Annotated in this window: 17 protein-coding genes; 6 read left to right on the top strand and 11 right to left on the bottom strand. The window is 39.6% G+C overall.

Features of this window, described 5'->3' with window-relative positions; translation table 11 throughout:
- Positions 1-39 precede the first annotated feature (39 nt).
- Positions 40-261 (top strand): DUF2795 domain-containing protein, encoded by a 222-nt coding sequence (locus ACTB00_RS06505; protein ID WP_027585323.1) that lies wholly within the window; start codon positions 40-42, stop codon positions 259-261.
- Positions 262-304: 43 nt separating this feature from the next.
- On the opposite strand, the gene ACTB00_RS06500 is transcribed toward ACTB00_RS06505, so the two are convergent.
- The 6 genes from ACTB00_RS06500 to guaB are packed head-to-tail and all read right to left on the bottom strand — an operon-like array spanning position 305 to position 8,501.
- Entirely contained in the window at positions 305-1,834 is a 1,530-nt protein-coding gene (locus ACTB00_RS06500) for an OstA-like protein (RefSeq protein WP_463299103.1), read from the bottom strand.
- Between the two features lie 12 nt (positions 1,835-1,846).
- The gene (locus ACTB00_RS06495; RefSeq protein ID WP_159517465.1) at positions 1,847-2,809 is read right to left on the bottom strand and encodes an AAA family ATPase; all 963 of its coding nucleotides are present in this window, start codon (positions 2,807-2,809) and stop codon (positions 1,847-1,849) included.
- 16 nt (positions 2,810-2,825) lie between these two features.
- A complete protein-coding gene (locus ACTB00_RS06490) occupies positions 2,826-4,169 on the bottom strand; it encodes a peptidylprolyl isomerase (protein WP_463299102.1) in 1,344 nt (447 codons plus the stop codon).
- 6 nt (positions 4,170-4,175) lie between these two features.
- Positions 4,176-5,027 carry a hypothetical protein gene (locus ACTB00_RS06485; RefSeq protein WP_463299101.1) on the bottom strand — a complete coding sequence of 284 codons (852 nt, stop codon included), beginning with the start codon at positions 5,025-5,027 and terminating at the stop codon, positions 4,176-4,178.
- Entirely contained in the window at positions 5,024-6,979 is a 1,956-nt protein-coding gene (locus tag ACTB00_RS06480) for a peptidylprolyl isomerase (protein WP_463299100.1), read from the bottom strand. The genes ACTB00_RS06485 and ACTB00_RS06480 overlap by 4 nt, the downstream gene beginning before the upstream one ends.
- A gap of 49 nt (positions 6,980-7,028) precedes the next feature.
- Positions 7,029-8,501 carry an IMP dehydrogenase gene (gene guaB / locus ACTB00_RS06475; RefSeq protein ID WP_463299099.1) on the bottom strand — a complete coding sequence of 491 codons (1,473 nt, stop codon included), beginning with the start codon at positions 8,499-8,501 and terminating at the stop codon, positions 7,029-7,031.
- A 154-nt stretch (positions 8,502-8,655) separates the two neighbouring features.
- Between guaB and ACTB00_RS06470 the strand changes: the two genes are divergently transcribed.
- The 5 genes from ACTB00_RS06470 (at position 8,656) to ACTB00_RS06450 (ending at position 13,613) form a co-directional block, all read left to right on the top strand.
- Positions 8,656-10,554 (top strand): RecQ family ATP-dependent DNA helicase, encoded by a 1,899-nt coding sequence (locus ACTB00_RS06470; RefSeq protein WP_463299098.1) that lies wholly within the window; start codon positions 8,656-8,658, stop codon positions 10,552-10,554.
- A gap of 73 nt (positions 10,555-10,627) precedes the next feature.
- Complete coding sequence (locus tag ACTB00_RS06465; protein WP_463299097.1) at positions 10,628-11,257, top strand: DUF5063 domain-containing protein; 630 nt, start codon at positions 10,628-10,630, stop codon at positions 11,255-11,257.
- Between the two features lie 2 nt (positions 11,258-11,259).
- Positions 11,260-11,838: a 3'-5' exonuclease gene (locus tag ACTB00_RS06460; RefSeq protein WP_463299096.1), complete on the top strand. Its 579-nt coding sequence runs from the start codon at positions 11,260-11,262 to the stop codon at positions 11,836-11,838.
- The gene (locus tag ACTB00_RS06455) at positions 11,835-13,019 is read left to right on the top strand and encodes a class I SAM-dependent rRNA methyltransferase (RefSeq protein WP_463299095.1); all 1,185 of its coding nucleotides are present in this window, start codon (positions 11,835-11,837) and stop codon (positions 13,017-13,019) included. The genes ACTB00_RS06460 and ACTB00_RS06455 overlap by 4 nt, the downstream gene beginning before the upstream one ends.
- 318 nt (positions 13,020-13,337) lie before the next feature.
- Positions 13,338-13,613 (top strand): RNA recognition motif domain-containing protein, encoded by a 276-nt coding sequence (locus ACTB00_RS06450; RefSeq protein ID WP_159517456.1) that lies wholly within the window; start codon positions 13,338-13,340, stop codon positions 13,611-13,613.
- A gap of 68 nt (positions 13,614-13,681) precedes the next feature.
- Here the strand turns inward: ACTB00_RS06450 and ACTB00_RS06445 are convergent, their stop codons facing one another.
- The 5 genes from ACTB00_RS06445 to dnaA all read right to left on the bottom strand — a co-directional run bounded on the left by ACTB00_RS06445 (position 13,682) and on the right by dnaA (position 17,922).
- Positions 13,682-14,131: a GAF domain-containing protein gene (locus ACTB00_RS06445; RefSeq protein ID WP_463299094.1), complete on the bottom strand. Its 450-nt coding sequence runs from the start codon at positions 14,129-14,131 to the stop codon at positions 13,682-13,684.
- A 28-nt stretch (positions 14,132-14,159) separates the two neighbouring features.
- Complete coding sequence (gene pyrI, locus ACTB00_RS06440) at positions 14,160-14,627, bottom strand: aspartate carbamoyltransferase regulatory subunit (RefSeq protein WP_463299093.1); 468 nt, start codon at positions 14,625-14,627, stop codon at positions 14,160-14,162.
- A gap of 6 nt (positions 14,628-14,633) precedes the next feature.
- Entirely contained in the window at positions 14,634-15,545 is a 912-nt protein-coding gene (gene pyrB / locus ACTB00_RS06435; RefSeq protein ID WP_463299092.1) for an aspartate carbamoyltransferase, read from the bottom strand.
- A gap of 300 nt (positions 15,546-15,845) precedes the next feature.
- Complete coding sequence (locus tag ACTB00_RS06430; RefSeq protein WP_463299091.1) at positions 15,846-16,448, bottom strand: YigZ family protein; 603 nt, start codon at positions 16,446-16,448, stop codon at positions 15,846-15,848.
- Positions 16,449-16,491: 43 nt separating this feature from the next.
- On the bottom strand, positions 16,492-17,922 hold the full coding sequence (gene dnaA, locus ACTB00_RS06425; protein WP_463299090.1) for a chromosomal replication initiator protein DnaA: 1,431 nt from the start codon (positions 17,920-17,922) through the stop codon (positions 16,492-16,494).
- Positions 17,923-17,957: the final 35 nt, after the last annotated feature.

Below are 17,957 nucleotides of genomic sequence, written 5' to 3'. Positions count from 1 at the left end.
AAAATCGAAAAAATGAATCAAAACTAAATACCGTCGAATATGTATTGGACACTAGAATTAGCTTCAAAATTAGAGGATGCTCCTTGGCCTGCAAGCAAGGACGAGTTGATCGATTATGGCATCAGATCAGGTGCACCCCTTGAAGTGATTGAAAATTTGCAGGAAATTGAAGACGAAGGAGAGATTTATGAGAGCATTGAAGATATTTGGCCTGACTATCCAAGTAAAGACGACTTTTTCTTCAATGAAGACGAGTATTAACTAAGTCGAGGGCAAGTAAAAGAAATATTGGAAGCAAGGTGGATCAGTTCGCCTTGCTATTTTTTTGCCTTTCAAAGATATCTTCAACTCGCTTTGGCCGAATGGCATCCAGCCAGTGAAACCCGGGGAGTACTTTTTCCTCATCAGAAATTTCTGGAAGCGGCATCAGTTGCCCGTCAGGCGATTTTATAAACACAATTTTTTTGATCTTGCTGCTGTCCAGATAGATTTCTATGGTGCTGCTAATCGCCTTATTTAATCCAATTATGCCATTTTTATCTTTGGCATAATAAATCGATTGCCCGTTTCCATCCACATCAATTTTGTTAAGCTGATTGTTTTTAATGTACCCAAGCATATCACGTCCCTTGATCTGGTTATATCTCCCGGAATCTTCCATGGCAACGATAAATGCGTTGTGATCCAGTTTTACCAAATCAGGATCGTTTGTTTGATTAATCATTTCAATATAGTCAGCTGTCATTTGGTTATTGTCTGACCAAACAACCGGATCGTGGAAGAGCTGAATCGTTGAATCCAGTGACCAATAAACCATCGAGTCGCACTTCCCTTGCATGTCGTCTCTGAAAAACTTAACATGATAATAGGCCATCACCAGTTTCTCGTCAGGAATGGTGTCAGGGATTGATTTGAGCGTGTCGGCGTGTAGGTAAAGGGTATCTTTCTCCGAATAGAGTAGAAGGTGGGCAGAATCAGTCGCCATGGCTGTTTCCTGTGTTTCATTATAAACAACCCGATTTCCTCTTACAATCATTCGGTTTTTATAATCCTCAATGCTGGCATTGCCAATTGCTCGACCATCTCCGGTGGTTTTATCGTAGAAAATTGAGTCGGCAATCACTTCTTGTTCCTCACCCGTAATCACCGGATTTTTGTACAACTCCGCATTCCCTGTGATACTGTTGTAAAAACCACTTTCAGCATAAAGTGTTGTTTCTTCATCGTGAATATGGGTTGGCCCCACAATCGAAACAACTTTAGTTTGGGTATCGTAAATCAGGGTGTCTGAGTCCAATGTGTAATCCTCAGAAAATACATGAACTTCTTTTTTGAAGTAGGCTTTATTAAGGTCGGCATAGTACTGACCGATTTTACTGTTTAAGGTACTTGTGCTGTCTACCACAGTTCCGTAATCATCATAAAATCCGATGTTCTGAGCCATGTCGAAATCCAATGTGTCTGTGGTTAGGGTAGTGGATTTGTTTACTAGTTTTACATTTCCTGTTGCCACTGCCCATTTGGTATCTCCATTGTAATTAAGGTAATTGGAGTACATATGCAGGGTGTCATCTTTTAAAATATGAACATGCCCATAAGCATCAACCATATTAGTATCGGTATATGAATAGGCGCTGTCGCACCACATCCGAATACCTTCATGGGTAATAATCACATTTCCAATTAACCGTTGGGCATTTTGAATAATACTTTCATTGTACTCTAAAAAGTCGGCCTGTTCGATATCTACCCGTTTTTTTGTTTGCGAAAAAGCAAATGCCGGAATGAGTACAAGTAAAAATATTAGTTTGCAGGTGGTCGCTTTCAACTTCATTCAACTTATAGATTACAACAATTCCTGAATAATTTGATCAACGGAGATGTTTTCTGCTTCAGCTTTGTAATTTTTGATAACCCGATGACGAAGGATTGTTTTTGCAATGGCTTTCACATCTTCAATATCAGGAGAGTATTTTCCCGATAGCGCAGCATGGGTTTTGGCTCCAAGTACTAAATATTGTGAGGCTCTGGGGCCTGCTCCCCATTTCAGGTATTTATCGGTAATTGGTGCAGCTAGTTTTGTTCCGGGGCGGGTTTTGGCCGACAAGGAAACAGCATATTTCAATACATTGTCGTTAATGGGTATTTTTAAAACAAGCTGCTGGAAATACTTAATTTCTTCGGCTGAAATTATTTCTTTCAACTCGGTTGAAAAGTCAGAAGTTGTATTTCTTACGATGGTTAATTCATCTTCATATGCCGGGTAGTCCAGCCAAATGGAGAACATAAACCGGTCGAGCTGGGCTTCGGGCAGGGGATAGGTTCCTTCCTGCTCAATCGGATTCTGCGTTGCCAAAACAAAAAACGGCTTATTCAATTCGAAACGTTCCCCACCTGCTGTTACCGCTCTTTCTTGCATGGCTTCGAGCAGTGCCGCTTGCGTTTTAGGTGGTGTTCGGTTAATTTCATCGGCCAAAATAATATTGGCAAATAAAGGCCCTTTGATAAACTTGAACTCACGGTTTTTATCAAGGATATCAGTACCGATGATGTCGGAAGGCATTAAGTCGGGCGTAAACTGTATCCGACTATATTTTAAACCCAGTACTTCTGCAATTGTATTTACTAACAAGGTTTTCGCTAGCCCGGGAACGCCAATTAATAAGCAATGTCCGCGACTAAAAAGCGAAATGAGCACCTGTTTGATGATTTCATCCTGCCCATAAATACGTTTCTGTATTTCTGCCTGAAGTAAATCTATTTTTGCTTTTAAAGCATCAACTGCTTCAACATCATTTTTGAAATTCATAAAACTATTTTCTCGTTTATTTTATCCAGCCTTTAAACTCGAAATTACAATTCACGTATGTGTCATCAATGCTGATGTATGTTTTCGATTGTTGTTTGGAGATCCATTCGTTCATGGCTTCTTCTTGCTTTTTCTGCAAATAGATGTCATTCAGCATTTGGTAATCCTCCTGGAGGTTGGCGCGGTGTTGTTTGATCCGGTTTTTTAGCTTGACAATTTTATATACCGAACGCTGTTTATCATCGATGGTTTTAAAGGGATCAGAAATTTCATTCACCTTCAATTCGTCCAATACTTTACTGACATCGGGATCCAATTCTTCCTGGTTCCACTTGGTTGACATGGTTTGTGGGTTAATAACTGTTCCGCCACTATTTCGTGAATTTTTATCGAACGAGTAACGCATCGCAGCGTCCTCAAAAGAAAGATCTTCTTTACGAATAAAATTGGCCAGGCTATCTAAGCGGTTGTATGCATTTTGCATTGTTTCGGCTGTTGCTTTTGGCTTTAAAATAATGTGGCGGGTATTGACCTGCTCACCTTTGCGATCAACCACCTGGATAATATGGTAGCCAAACTCGCTTTTAACCACATTCGACACACGGTCGCCTTTTAGGTTGAATGCTGTTGATGCGTAGTTCTTATCGAGCTGTGCACGTCCCATGTAGCCGAGCTCTCCACCATTTGCAGCCGAAGGTCCTTCAGAATAAAGAACAGCAAGTGTAGCAAAGTTTTCACCATCTTCAACCCGCTTTTTAAACTCACGAAGGCGTGCTTTAATTCGGTTTTCCTCTTCCAGCGATATGGCAGGGAAAAGGGTAATCTGGGAATATTCAACCTGTGATTCGACCATCGGAATTTCGTCCTGTTTTAAGCTTCTATAATGATAGCGAACTTCAGATGGTGTTACCTGAACTTTATCAATGATTTTCGACTGCATCTGCTGCGTCAAAGACTGGTTTCGAATTACGTCTTCCAAGTCAGCCTTAATTTCGGTAATCGGTTTTTTAAAGTAGGCTTCAACCGCTTGCTCTGAACCTAAATGCTGTACAAAATACTGAATACGCTGATCTAACTGTTGATTGATCTGATTATCTGTTACTTCAATTAATGTATCAAGTTCAGCTTCGGCTAAAAGCAGCTTTTCAACCAGAAAATCTTCTAATATTTCGCATTTCATGTCTCCATCCGACACAATCCCTTGTGCCTGTTGTTGGATGTACATGTTCTCGACATCCGATTTGAGGATAATATTGCTACCAACCACGGCTACAATCTGGTCAACAATTTTATCCTGGGCCATGATTGCTGTGGATAAGCAGCTTAAGAACAGTGTAACGACAAAAATTTTTCTGAACATATTATTTTAATTTTGAATATTATAAAGTCTAAATTTATTCGATTCCATTCCTTCCTGGTACACATCAGCTTCGATTTTTTTCAGAAAATTAATCTTTCGCTGGTTGAGTAGATTATTTTTTATTGACGATGACACAAACTCAACAGGTGCATTTTCGCCTTTAAACCTGAAATCGCGGATACAAATAAAATAATAATAATCTGTATCTTCACTTTCAATAAACTTGTTTCTCCTTAAAAAGCGTTCCAGGTCATCGATTTCATCCGGAATCTGCTCCAACAGTTGGTTGGCCTCGACCCATTTGTTGTCAAAACGATCGTAAGCTTTGGCATACCGGATGCAGTACTCATCCAGTTCCTCTAGCTTCTGAGGATCCTCGTCCATCGACAAGCTTTTAATTGTTTCCGGGTTTGCAACTTCCAATGGTGTCTTTAAATAAATTGCTTTCACAATATCATTCTTCAGTACAAATTGGTTGATGTGACCATCATAGTAAGCATTGATTTGCTCATTGGTAATTGCCGTATCCATTTTTTGCTCCATCAACGCTTTTTTATAACGATAAGTAAGCAACGAGTTTCGATAATCTTCTACTTCCTGGCTTACGTCTTTTTCGGCTGGAGTGAGGTTGGCTTCAGCATTCAAAATCATTAATTCCTGTTGCACCCATTTTTTGATAAAATCATCGACCCAAAGGCTGCTGTCAGTTTCTGAAAGCCTCTCCGGAATCACCTTTCTCACATCTTCAAGAAAAAGTAGTTTGTCGCCGACCTGAGCGAGCGGCACCTGATTTTTCACCTCGGAGCATGCCGATATGAAAAGTATTAAACAGAAAATGTATAAATATTTTAAGCTCATTTTATTGATTCAACGCTTTTCAAGACACGCCTTTTCACTCTTATTTTATATCTCTTTCTCAGTTCTTTTAACCAGTTGTCTTCTAAAAATTGCTGATAGTCTGAAATGTACAATCCCTTGGCTTCTTCCAATGTTTTGGGCTGTGGTAGTATTTCATTTCCGCGGATAAAATGCAAACTTTCCTTATAATCTTCTGGTTGGGGGGCATTCCAAACTTGGTTGTCGACGAGTTCATCATCACCGTTTTCAAAATAGCCATAAATAATTTCGGCTTTTCCCTCTCCGAAATGGTCTGTAACCTGATCACGAAGCCCTGCTGCCTGAATGTCGGGATCTTGTTCAAAAACAGCATCTATAAAGTCCCGAACCTCCAGGTTGTCGCACTTGATAACCCATCCCTGAAATCGATCTCCCCAGAAATACTTCTTTTTGTTTTTCTCGTAAAAAGCTTGTAAGCCAATAGAATCTTGTGCTGCGGCATTCCAAATTTTATCTTCCGAAATATTGAATAATAAAATACCGTCGTGGTATTCTTTGATCAAATATCTGAACTCCGGATAGTTGTCTTCCAAGTGAGCATCTTCATACTGAAGGAGTCGATCTTCAACGAATTTCTGGTATTTGTTTTCTATTGATAATTGAAAGTCGGTGAGTTCTTCTGTGTCGGGATTGTTTAAATAGTAATCCCAGAAATCACCACTTGTAATCTGTTGATCGGAAAAACTAAAAATAACTTCTCCCGGCTTTTTAAGCTTGAGTAATTTGAAATGATCATTTCCAAAAGCGGGCTCTATTTCTTTTTTCAATTGCCCGAAAATTTGGTTGTCTTCTTTGAAGCCGTATTCTTGTTTCAGCTTGTTGATGAAAATTTCGTCACTGTGCCGGCTAATCGACGGATCTTTGCGGATTTTGTCAGTTAGAAAATCTTCGATTTCTTCAAATTCGGGAACAGGACGATATTCAATTCGTTTGATAATATGCCAGCCGTATGGTGTGCGGATGACAGGGGAAATATCGCCATCATGCTCAAGTGCAAATGCCGGGTCGGCAAATTCAGGCATCATGCCCGATGAACCAAACCAAGATAACTGGCCTTCATTTGAAGCAGAGCGTCTATCGTCAGAATACGTTTTAGCCAACTCCCCGAAATCGGCTCCTTTTTTTAGGTCTGCCGCTAAGCTGTCAATCACGTGTTTTTGATGTTTGATGGTCTCTTCGCTGGAGTTTTCGGCTAACCTTTTCATGATATGAGCCACCTTGATTTGTCCTTTAGCAGCTCGTCTTTTATTCAGCTTGATTAGGTGATATCCAAACTTTGTGCGAACAGGTTTTGATACCTCGCCTACTTCTAAATTATACGCAGCGTTCTCAAACGGGTAAACCATTTGAAAAGCACTGAAGTATCCTAGATTACCCTTGTTTTGTCTAACGGAAGGGTCATCAGAATATTTTTCGGCTAGAGATTCGAAGCTCTCACCATTCTCGTATTTTTGAATTATTTCATTCGTTTTATTCCAGGCTTTTAGCGTATCATTGGGCATTGGCTTTTCAGACAGTCGAATTAAGATATGACTGGCATTAAGCTCCGTTTTCATACGTTGGTAAGCTGTTTTTACCATTTCCTTGGTGTACTGAACATCAGTGAGGTATGGTTTTGCCAATTCGGCGCGATAACTTTTCAATTCACTAATAAATCCAGGGAGCGTATCGTATCCCAATCGTTCTGCTTCAAATACTTTCAACTTAAAATTGACGAACAGGTCGAGGTATTCTTTGGGGGTCTTTTTCTCTGACTCATCCATCAGGTGATCGTTGTTCTTTTCATACAAGTGAACAAATTCATCTTTTAATATGACATGATCACCAATTTTAATAATAAGGTCACTGTTGTTTTGTGCAAATCCGCTTATCGCGAAAAGAATAACAAAAAATAATAGCGTAAAACGATTCATAAATGATTGTCAGTTTAAAATATCAGACAAAAAATTAATTCAATTTTTATCAACGGCTGCTGTAATTGGGGGCTTCGCGTGTTACCGAAACATCATGCGGGTGACTTTCCTGAACTCCTGAAGAAGTAACTCGTGTAAACTTAGCATGCATTAATTCTTCAATATTTTTGGCTCCGCAATAGCCCATTCCTGCTCGTAGTCCACCAATCATTTGATAGAGTACTTCATGTAGAGATCCTTTGTAGGGGACTCTTGCTGTAATACCTTCAGGAACTAGTTTTTTAATATCGTCTTCGACGTCCTGGAAATACCGGTCTTTTGATCCGGCTTGCATGGCTTCAACAGAACCCATTCCCCGGTAGGCTTTAAATTTTCGTCCCTGAAAAATGATGGTTTCCCCCGGAGACTCTTCAACACCGGCAAATAGCGAACCGGCCATTACTGAATTTGCCCCCGCTGCAATAGCTTTCACAATATCGCCTGAATAGCGGATTCCACCATCGGCAATTAATGGTACATCGCTTTTACGAAGGCTTTTTGCTACTTCGTATATTGCTGAAAGCTGCGGGATTCCAACTCCGGCAATAACCCGTGTAGTACAAATTGACCCGGGGCCAATACCAACTTTCACGGCATCAGCTCCTGCCAAAACCAGATCCGCAGCTGCTTCAGACGTTGCAATGTTTCCGGCAACAAAATCGATCTCCGGATATTTGGCTTTGGCTTTTCGGAGGGTTTCCAAAACACCTTTTGAGTGTCCGTGTGCGGTATCAATCACAATCGCATCAGCCTGAGCTTTTACCAACTCATCAATCCGATCGATTGAATCGTGAGTAACGCCAACAGCTGCGGCTACACGCAAGCGACCTTTTTCATCTTTACAAGCCAGTGGTTTATCCTTGGCTTTCGTAATATCTTTGTAAGTTACCAGTCCAATCAGCTTTTTAGACTGATCGACAACCGGAAGTTTTTCAATTTTATGTTGCTGAAGAATTGCAGCAGCTTTCTCCAGCGTAGTGGATTCTGTCGCGTAGACCAAGTTTTCCGATGTCATCACTTCCGAAATTGGTCGATCAAGGTCTTGCTCAAAACGTAAATCACGGTTAGTTACAATTCCAACCAATATTTTATTTGAATCAACAACCGGAATGCCGCCAATTTTGTAGCTTCTCATTATTTCCTGCGCATCTTTAACCCGCTTTTCGCGTTCAATGGTAATGGGGTCGTAAATCATTCCATTTTCGGCCCGTTTAACCGAAATTACTTGCTTGGCTTGCTCTTCAATACTCATGTTTTTATGGATAACACCAATTCCTCCTTCGCGTGCTATCGCAATCGCTAATGTTGCATCGGTAACGGTATCCATTGCCGCCGAAACAATGGGAGTATTTAGTTTAATATTTCTTGTAAATGAAGAGCATAAATCAACATTTCGGGGTAATACATCAGAATATGATGGGACTAAAAGAACATCATCAAATGTCAATCCCTCTGAAACTACTTTTTCTGTGTAAAACGACATGCGCAGGCTTTTTATTTTAATACGCCAAAACTACAAAAAATAACCGGATATAGCGGTGGAATTGGGCTTGCATGTCAGCATTAAAAAAATTAAATTTCATTAAAATTTGTTAAGTTGAAATCGTTTTTATAATCATTGCAAAAAAATAGTTTTATTGAGTGATTTCAAATCCATATTGACCCGCTTTTGGGGCTATTCAGCATTTCGTCCTTTACAGGAAGAGATTATTCAATCCATTGATGATGGTCATGATACACTGGGATTAATGCCGACTGGTGGAGGAAAGTCAATAACCTTTCAGGTTTATTCGTTAGCGAAGCCGGGAATATGCCTGGTTATAACGCCTTTGATTTCCTTAATGAAAGATCAGGTGGAGAACCTGAATAAGAAGGGAATAAAAGCCTTGGCGATACATTCAGGCTTAAGCCAGCAAGAGATAAAAATAGCTTTTGATAAAGCTAGTTGGGGCGATTACAAGTTCTTGTATTTGTCGCCGGAGCGGATTAACACCGAGCGCTTTAAAGATAACTTGTCAAATATGGAGGTCAACTTAATCACGGTTGATGAAGCCCATTGTATTTCGCAATGGGGATTTGATTTCAGACCATCGTACCGAAAAATAAAGGAGTTACGAAAACTATTGCCCGGGGTGCCGGTTTTAGCGCTTACTGCCACTGCTACACACGAGGTTGAAAAGGATATTCAGAAACAGCTTGACTTTAAGAAAGAACATGTTCTTCGGAAAAGTTTTTTTCGTGAAAACGTGGTTTATGTGGTTCGCGAGCGTGAAGACAAAATGCAGTATTTATTGCAATCAACCCAAAGGGCGAAAGGGTCTGGTATTGTGTACGTTCGAAGCAGGAAGTTGACAAAAGAGATTAGCGAGTATCTAAAAAGGAATCGAATTTCAGCAGACTATTATCATGCTGGTTTAAGTAGTTTAAATCGGGAGAAGAAACAAAATGATTGGAAATCGGGGAGGACTCGGATAATTGTGGCAACCAACGCATTTGGGATGGGAATTGATAAAGCCAATGTGCGTTTTGTCATACACTTTGGCCCGGCTGATTCTCCTGAAGCATACTTCCAGGAAGCGGGCAGGGCAGGACGTGATGGAAACAAAGCCTTTGGTGTCATGATTTTTGGGAAGTCTGATATTTTGACCTTGAAAAAGAATGTTGAGAAGTCATTTCCTGAAGTTGAAATTATAAAAAAGGTGTATCAGGCTATTTGCAATACGTTCCAGTTGGCTGTTGGTTATGGAATTAATCAAACGAAGGATTTTAATTTGGGTGAATTTGCATCGAAATACAACATGCAGATTCAGCAAGTTTACAACAGCATTAAAATATTACAACGCGAAGGATATTTGGAGTTGACCAGTGAGGCTGATAATCCGTCTCGGGTAAATTTTATTGTAACACGCGATGATTTATACAAATTTCAGGTGGCTAATTCCAGTTTCGACGGGTTCATTAAGCTACTGCTTCGTTCGTATTCCGGTTTGTTTTCGGATTATGTGCCGATTAATGAGGAGCTGTTGGCAAAACGAGCCGGTTTAAGTATGGAGGTGGTGTCGCGTTTTTTATCTCATTTAAGTTCGAACAAAATTATTCATTATATTCCGCGAAAAAATACGCCTTACATTTATTTCCCGAAAGAACGGGTTGACATTAGTCGGTTGAAGATATCTAAAGAGCATTATGCTGATCGAAAAAAGGACTACCAGAAGCGTATTGAGGCGATGATCTATTATGCTACCCAAAAACTGAAATGCCGAAGTCAGGTTTTGCTCGAATATTTTGGAGAAACAGATTCGGTCCGTTGCGGAAAGTGTGATGTTTGTTTGGAACGAAATGAACTGGGACTTAGTAAGCTGGAGTTCGATCAGCTTGCACAGGAAATTAAGAAAATCCTGAATGAGGCATGTACTTTTGAGGAACTGATTATGAAACTTGCCGGAAATGAAGACGAAAAAATTAATGTTATTCGCTGGCTGATGGACAACGGAAAAATCGTACATCGTATTGATAATAAGTTGGAGTGGAAGTGAGTTAATGACAAAAGGTGCTAAATACGGACGAAACGAAAAATCTTTTCTATTTTTGCATGATTAATCTCAAGCTATGGCAGAGGAAAATTTAAATCCAATTGTTTATTCAAAAAATGTAATCGAATTTGTTACGGTTGCCAATGAATACTGTGGTTTCGTTGAAACTGCAGGTAATCACACAACTCGTAGCTTTTTAGATAAGGTGCAAAAGATTTTACCTTTGTTGTATCTGAAAACCTCGGTATTACACGAAATTGAGAGCTACGAGGAAATGGGGCTCGAAAAGTTTGTAAGTGAAGTAGACTATAATTTTCTTCAACAAAAAATCATGAATCTTCTTGGTCAATACGATGATTTTCAAGAGGTTTTTGATCCGGAGATGCAGTTTAGTGATGCTCCTTTAACGGCAAGTATTTCTGAGTGCCTGGCAGATATATTTCAAGATTTGAAAGACTTTCTAATGTCATACCGGACAGGCGACGAGCTTGTTATGGAGGAAGCGTTGTGGATTTGTCAGGATAATTTCAGACATTTCTGGGGGCAGCGTCTGGTCAATTGTTTACGTGCAATTCATTCGCTTGTTTACAGCGATTTAAATCTGGATGACCAGGTGACCGGAAGAAAGACTGATGAAGAGGAACGTGATGGAGAAAGCAGTAAACCGGACTGGCTGAACCAATTATTTAACAATCAGGAAGATTAACTATGTTTATTGAAAGTATAACAAAAGAAGCACTGGCTGACTTGCCGTTGCAATCCTTTGAAGGCGATATTGTGTTGGTTGAAAACGAAAGTCAATACAAAGAAGCGGTGAGTTATTTAAAAAAACAATTGGTTCTTGGTTTTGACACTGAAACGAAGCCTTCGTTTAAGCGAGGCCAAATTAATCAGGTTGCGCTGTTGCAGTTATCTACTGACGAAAAAGCTTTTATCTTTCGGATCAATAAAATTAGTTTGCCTGATGGACTGAAAGCAATTTTAGCCGATAAGAAAATCACCAAAGTTGGTGTTGCCATCCGCGATGATATAAAAACCTTACAAAAGGTAAATCACTTTAACCCACGTGGTTTTGTGGAACTTCAAGATGAGGTTAAAGAACACGGCATTCAGGATTTCAGCCTGAAAAAAATTACCGGTATTGTGCTTGGTTTTCGTATTTCCAAATCGCAGCGTTTATCGAACTGGGAGTCTGATAATCTCACTGAAGCACAATTGAGTTATGCGGCGACAGATGCCTGGGTTTCGCATGAAATTTTCAATTCGTTAATAGCAGCACAATCATGACATTACCCGTTATTACATTAAAATCAGGGAAAGAACAATCGCTTAATCGTTTTCATCCCTGGGTGTTTTCTGGTGCTGTAAAATACATCAGTCGCGAACTCGAAGAAGGAGAACTGGTTCAAATTGTTTCCAACAAGAAAGATTTTCTGGCGATTGGCCATTTTCAGATTGGCTCAATTGCTGTTCGTATTATTTCATTCGAAGATAGCCCAATTGATGAGGATTTTTGGACAAGAAAATTGTCTGATGCCGTTCAGTTGCGACGCGATTTAGGATTGCTGGGTAGTGAGCACACGAATGTCTTTCGCCTTATTCATGGCGAAGGAGATGGCATGCCCGGCCTTATCATTGACTACTATAATGGAACGGCAGTTTATCAGGCTCATTCAGTCGGAATGTACCCAATCAGGCACGAATTGGCTAAAATCCTGAAAAAAATAATGGGCGATTCGTTGAATGCTGTATATGATAAAAGTGAAAAGACACTGCCTTTTAAAGCTGATATCAATCCTGAGAATGGATATATTCTCGAAAGTTCAGAACCTTGTGTTGTGAAGGAGTACGATCTGTCCTATCAGGTTGATTGGATTTCGGGGCAAAAGACAGGTTTTTTCATTGATCAACGCGAAAACCGAAAGCTGGTTGAGCAATATTCCAATGGCCGGGATGTACTGAATATGTTTTGCTACAGCGGAGGCTTTTCGTTTTTTGCCTTGCAGGGTGGAGCTAAGCTGGTTCATTCGGTCGATTCTTCGGTAAAAGCTATTGAACTAACCAAGCAAAATGTTGAGCTGAACTTCAAAAATGACGAACGACATGAAGCGTTTGTAGCAGATGCTTTTGATTTTATGCGAGAGATTAAAGATCGCTATAACTTGATTGTATTGGATCCGCCGGCATTTGCGAAACACCGGGGAGCATTACGTCCGGCACTTCAGGCCTACAAACGAATAAATGCGAAGGCATTTGAGCAAATCCGTCCGGGTGGAATTCTGTTTACATTTAGCTGTTCGCAGGTGGTTAGTAAAGATAAATTCAGAGAGGCTGTCTTTTCTGCAGCAGCCATATCGGGCCGTAAAGTGCGTATTTTGCATCAACTGCATCAGCCGGCCGATCATCCCATCAACATCTACCATCCCGAGGGTGAATATTTGAAAGGGTTGGTTTTATATGTTGATTAACTGCAAGATAGTAAGTCTAAAATTATTATTCGCTTTATGCAAAAAAAACGTGTAAAGTATTTGCAGATTTAAAACAATACTTATTTTTGTATATGAGTATGGTTGAGAATTGGCTGTTTTCTAAGTTTTTGAGACCTCCCTTTTCACTTAAAATGATTTTTTTCATTCCCAAACTGGAAACGTTACTTTATGTACTTAGGGTGGGGTAAACTGATTAGGTTTCTGCGTTAATTTCATTTTTGCGATTAAATTTTCCGATCCCCTCTTTACCTTATCTATTGTGTTTTTGTTTTATTTCTAATTTTTATTTTTTTGATTATGAACATTTATGTAGGTAACCTGGACTACAATCTTCAAGAAGACGAACTAGGTCAAATTTTTGCAGAATACGGAGAAGTTACATCCGTAAAAATTGTAACAGATCGTGAAACGGGCAGAGCTAAAGGTTTTGGTTTTGTTGAGATGGCTATTGACTCAGAAGGCGAAAAAGCTGTTCAAGAGTTGGATGGAGCTGAAGTAAACGGACGAAATATAAAAGTGAACCAAGCCCGTCCAAGAACGGAACGGCCTCAAAGAAGACCTCAGCGTTATTAATTGAGGCTTTTATAATGTACGATGATAGTGGTTCGCCAGGGGTTACCCTGAGCGAACCTTTTTGTTTGTTAGAATGTGTCGCCCAATATTTTACAAACCTTTTCAAGAAATAGCTGATCGTCGGCTGAAAATGGAGCAGGAGAGTGGCTGTCAATGTCTAATTCGGCAACAAACTCACCATTTTTTAGCACCGGAACCACAATCTCTGACTGTACGTCAATGCTGCATGCAATGTAATTATCTTCCTGGCTGACATCCTGTACAATTATGGTTTTCTTCTTTTCAGCAACCTGTCCGCAAACTCCTTTTCCAATAGCGATACTCGTATGATCGGTTGTTTTCCCAACATAGTCTCCAAGTTTTAAAGCATTATCGTATAAAATATAAAAGCCAACCCAATCGTAATGGAAAACTTCCTCTTTTAGCAAAGCACAAATTTGATAGTGTAAATTTTCTGGCTTTTCACGAGCTAAGTCTTCAATTTTTTCAATTAACCCACTAAAGTTTGTTCGTTTCATTTTAAATAATTGAATGCTATTTTTGTATTTATTTGATAACCATCTGGCTTTCGCTTGTGATCTTTTCACAGTACATGCATTTCAGTGCAATTGGCTCTTTTGACGTTACTTTAAAAGAGGTGGTGATTGGTTCCGCATTAGTAATGCACTTGGGATTAAAACACTTTACAATACCAATTACCTGATTTGGAACTTCAACAACTTTCTTTTCAACAACTTCGTAATCTTTAATAATGTTAAGTTTGGCATGCGGTGCAATTAATGCAATTTTGTTGATGTCGTCATTTTCAAAAAACTGATTGGAAACTTTAATAATCGCCTTGTTAACAAGCTTGTCGCTATCCAGATTGGCTCCAAAGGTGATCATGTTTGGAGTTTTGTCTAATTCGAGAATGGAAATAACATCGAATAAATTTTCGGATGGAATATGGTCAATAACAGTACCTTCGCTAATGGCACTGACTTTCAGTTTTAGTTTCTTTTTGTGTTCACTCATGGCTGATTACTTTAAATTTAAGGCATGTGCTATAATTGCTTCCCGGGTAAAAACACCATTTAAGGCTTGTTGAAAATAGTAGGCTTTTTCGTTTTTATCAACGTCAGGCGCAATTTCGTTTACACGAGGTAGTGGGTGCAGAATGCGCATGTTTGGCTTCGTATTTTCAAGCATGCTGTTTCTTAAAATGTACACGTTTTTAACTTCTTCGTATTCCATCGGATCAGAGAAGCGTTCTTTCTGAACCCGGGTCATGTAAACAATATCAGCTTCTGAAATAATGTCGGTAAATTCGAGGTGCTCAAAAAAGCGGATTCCTTTTTCGCGTAGGTAGATTTTGTACTCCTCGGGCATTAAAAGCTCTTCGGGTGCGATAAAGTTAAAAATAGGATTCTCAAATTGCGACATAGCCATTAGTAGCGAATGAACGGTTCGTCCGTATCGTAAATCGCCAACCATGAAGATGTTTAGGTCATCGAATGTGTTTTGTGTTTTCAATATGGAGTACATATCCAATAAGGTCTGAGTAGGATGTTGGTTTGCTCCATCGCCCGCATTGATTACGGGCACCGATGAAACCTCGGCTGCGTAGCGAGCACTTCCTTCCAGTGGGTGCCGCATGACGATCAAATCAGCATACTGAGAAACCATTCGAATCGTATCATGCAGTGTCTCTCCTTTCGTAACACTGGAAGAGCCTGCATCCGAAAAGCCAACGATTCGTCCTCCCATGCGGTTTATGGCTGTTTCAAAACTTAGCCGGGTGCGCGTAGATGGCTCAAAAAAGAGCGAAGCAACCACTTTCCCGTCCAGTAGTTTTTGGTTGGGATTTTTTTCAAAATCAGCTGCCAGATCCATTATTCGAAGGTGTTCTTCCTTCGAATAATCCATGATGGAAATCAAGTCTTTTTTATTCATGCGATCTATTTATTAAGGTTTCAAAAAAAAACCAACAGGATTAAAGATCCTATTGGTTTTTACTTTTCCGGGATAAAGGCCGGTAATAAAATTAGGTGTTGAGCAAAAGCTTCTATCAAAAAAATAAGTAATGCAACGTTTAACGAATGGGGAAAAAATTGTCAGGTGATCCTGATCACCTCGCAGGGAATTATATTGAACGATTAAACGCCTCATCAAAATTCAAAATTAGATAATCTGGCGTATATAAACATATGACAATGGACAGGATTTATTACTGACTTATTAACAGATCGAATTTTATTCAACAACCCGAATTTCAACACCTTCCAGCTTTTCAAATTTTTCGATTACCCGATTGGCTTCACTATTTCGGATCGAACTTGTTATTTTACACCGTAGTTCGAACCGGTTTTTCTTTTGTTCCAGCTTGTCTTCTTTAAAAATGCGCATCACCGGATTCATCATCGAATAGTCAAATTCAATCTCAAAAGTCGTTTTGATTAATTTTTCGATGATCGTTGCTTTCTGAAGTACATCAGCACTAGCTTCTTTGTAGGCAGTTATCAGCCCGCCAACGCCAAGCAAAGTGCCGCCAAAATAGCGAACCACAACTACCAATACATTGGTAAGATTATTACGCTTAATTTGTCCTAAGATCGGCTTCCCTGCCGTGGATGAAGGTTCCCCGTCGTCATTTGCACGGAAGCGTTTTTTGCTAGCTCCCAATCGCCAGGCATAACAATGATGACGTGCAGAATGATGAGTTTTCTTTAGTTCCTGGATCAGCTCTTTAATTTCGTCCTCTGTTTCAACCGGATAGGCGTAAGCAATAAATTTGCTACCTTTTTCTTTAAACAATCCTTCTTCAGCTTTTGAAATGGTCAGAAATGAATCAGTCATCTTTCGAGGATAAAAAAGGCAGATCATAATGACCTGCCGTTATTTACATCTTTAATTTCTTTTCTATTTCATCGACAAAGACCTTAAAGTTTTTGTCGGTGTCTTTGAGGTTGTTCACCGTCTTACAAGCATGTAATACCGTGGCGTGGTCTTTATTTCCTATTTGAGATCCGATAGAGGCCAGTGACGATTTCGTGAGGCTTTTTGAGAAATACATGGCCAGCTGCCTGGCTTGAACAATCTCCCGTTTACGAGTGCGTGCCTGAAGTGAATCAGTTGGCATGCTGAAGTAGTCGCATACCACTTTTGAAATATAGTCGATTGACAATTCTCGTTTTGAGCTCTTTACCAGTTTGTTGACCATGTCGCTGGCTAGTTCAATCGTTACTTCTTTACGATTCAATGTAGACTGAGCCAATAATGAAACCAGAGCACCCTCCAATTCGCGAACGTTATTGCCAATGTGCGAAGCAATATATTCTAAAACTTCGTCGCTGATTTCAATACCATCTTTGTAGGTTTTCCTTTTCAAAATCTCCATTCTGGTTTCAAAATCAGGAATTTGCAAGTCTGCAGTTAGTCCCCATTTGAATCGAGATAACAATCTCTGCTCCATGCCTTTCAGCTCAATTGGTGGCTTGTCTGATGTCAATATCAGCTGTTTTCCGCTTTGATGAAGATGATTGAAAATATGGAAGAATGTTTCCTGTGTTTTTTCTTTACCCGCAAATTCATGTACATCATCTAAAATCAATACATCAATCATTTGGTAAAAATGAAGGAAGTCGTTTCGGTTGTTATTCCGAATGGCTTCGGTGAACTGTGTTTGAAACTTGTTAGCATTTACATACAAGACAATTTTTTCAGGAAACTGTTCTTTTACCTCAATACCAATTGCGTGGGCAAGGTGTGTTTTTCCTAATCCTGAATTACCGTAAATCATTAGCGGATTAAAAGCCGTTCCTCCTGGATTTTGCGACACAGCATAGCCTGCACTACGTGCTAATCGATTACATTCTCCTTCGACGAAATTCTCAAACGTGTTATCCGCTTTTAATTGAGGATCAACCTGAAGTTTTTGGATTCCAGGAATGATAAACGGATTTTTAATTGATGATTTCCCCTCTGTTCTTAATGGTACATTGAGTGGTTTATTCTGAATTTTACTATTGTTGTTTGTTGGATACTTGACGGTATATGGTTGAGCATTGTTTTGGTTGTTTCCCATAACGACAACATACTCCAATTTCGCGTCGTTCCCAACTTCTTTACGCAAGGTCTTACGAAGCAAGTCAATGTATTGCTCTTCCAAGTATTCATAAAAGAATGGACTTGGAACTTGAATCGTCAACACTTGATTGTTGATCTTTACTGGAACGATTGGCTCAAACCACGTTTTAAAACTAATTGCTGGAACATTATCTTTAATAACAGACAGACAACGATTCCATACAGCAAGATGATTGTTACTCATTTTGAACAGCAGGATTAATATATGTTCGACAAATT

This window comes from Sunxiuqinia sp. (assembly GCF_055140945.1).
The sequence above is the reverse complement of the archived record's forward strand: the minus strand, read 5'-3'. Positions and strand labels throughout refer to the sequence as shown.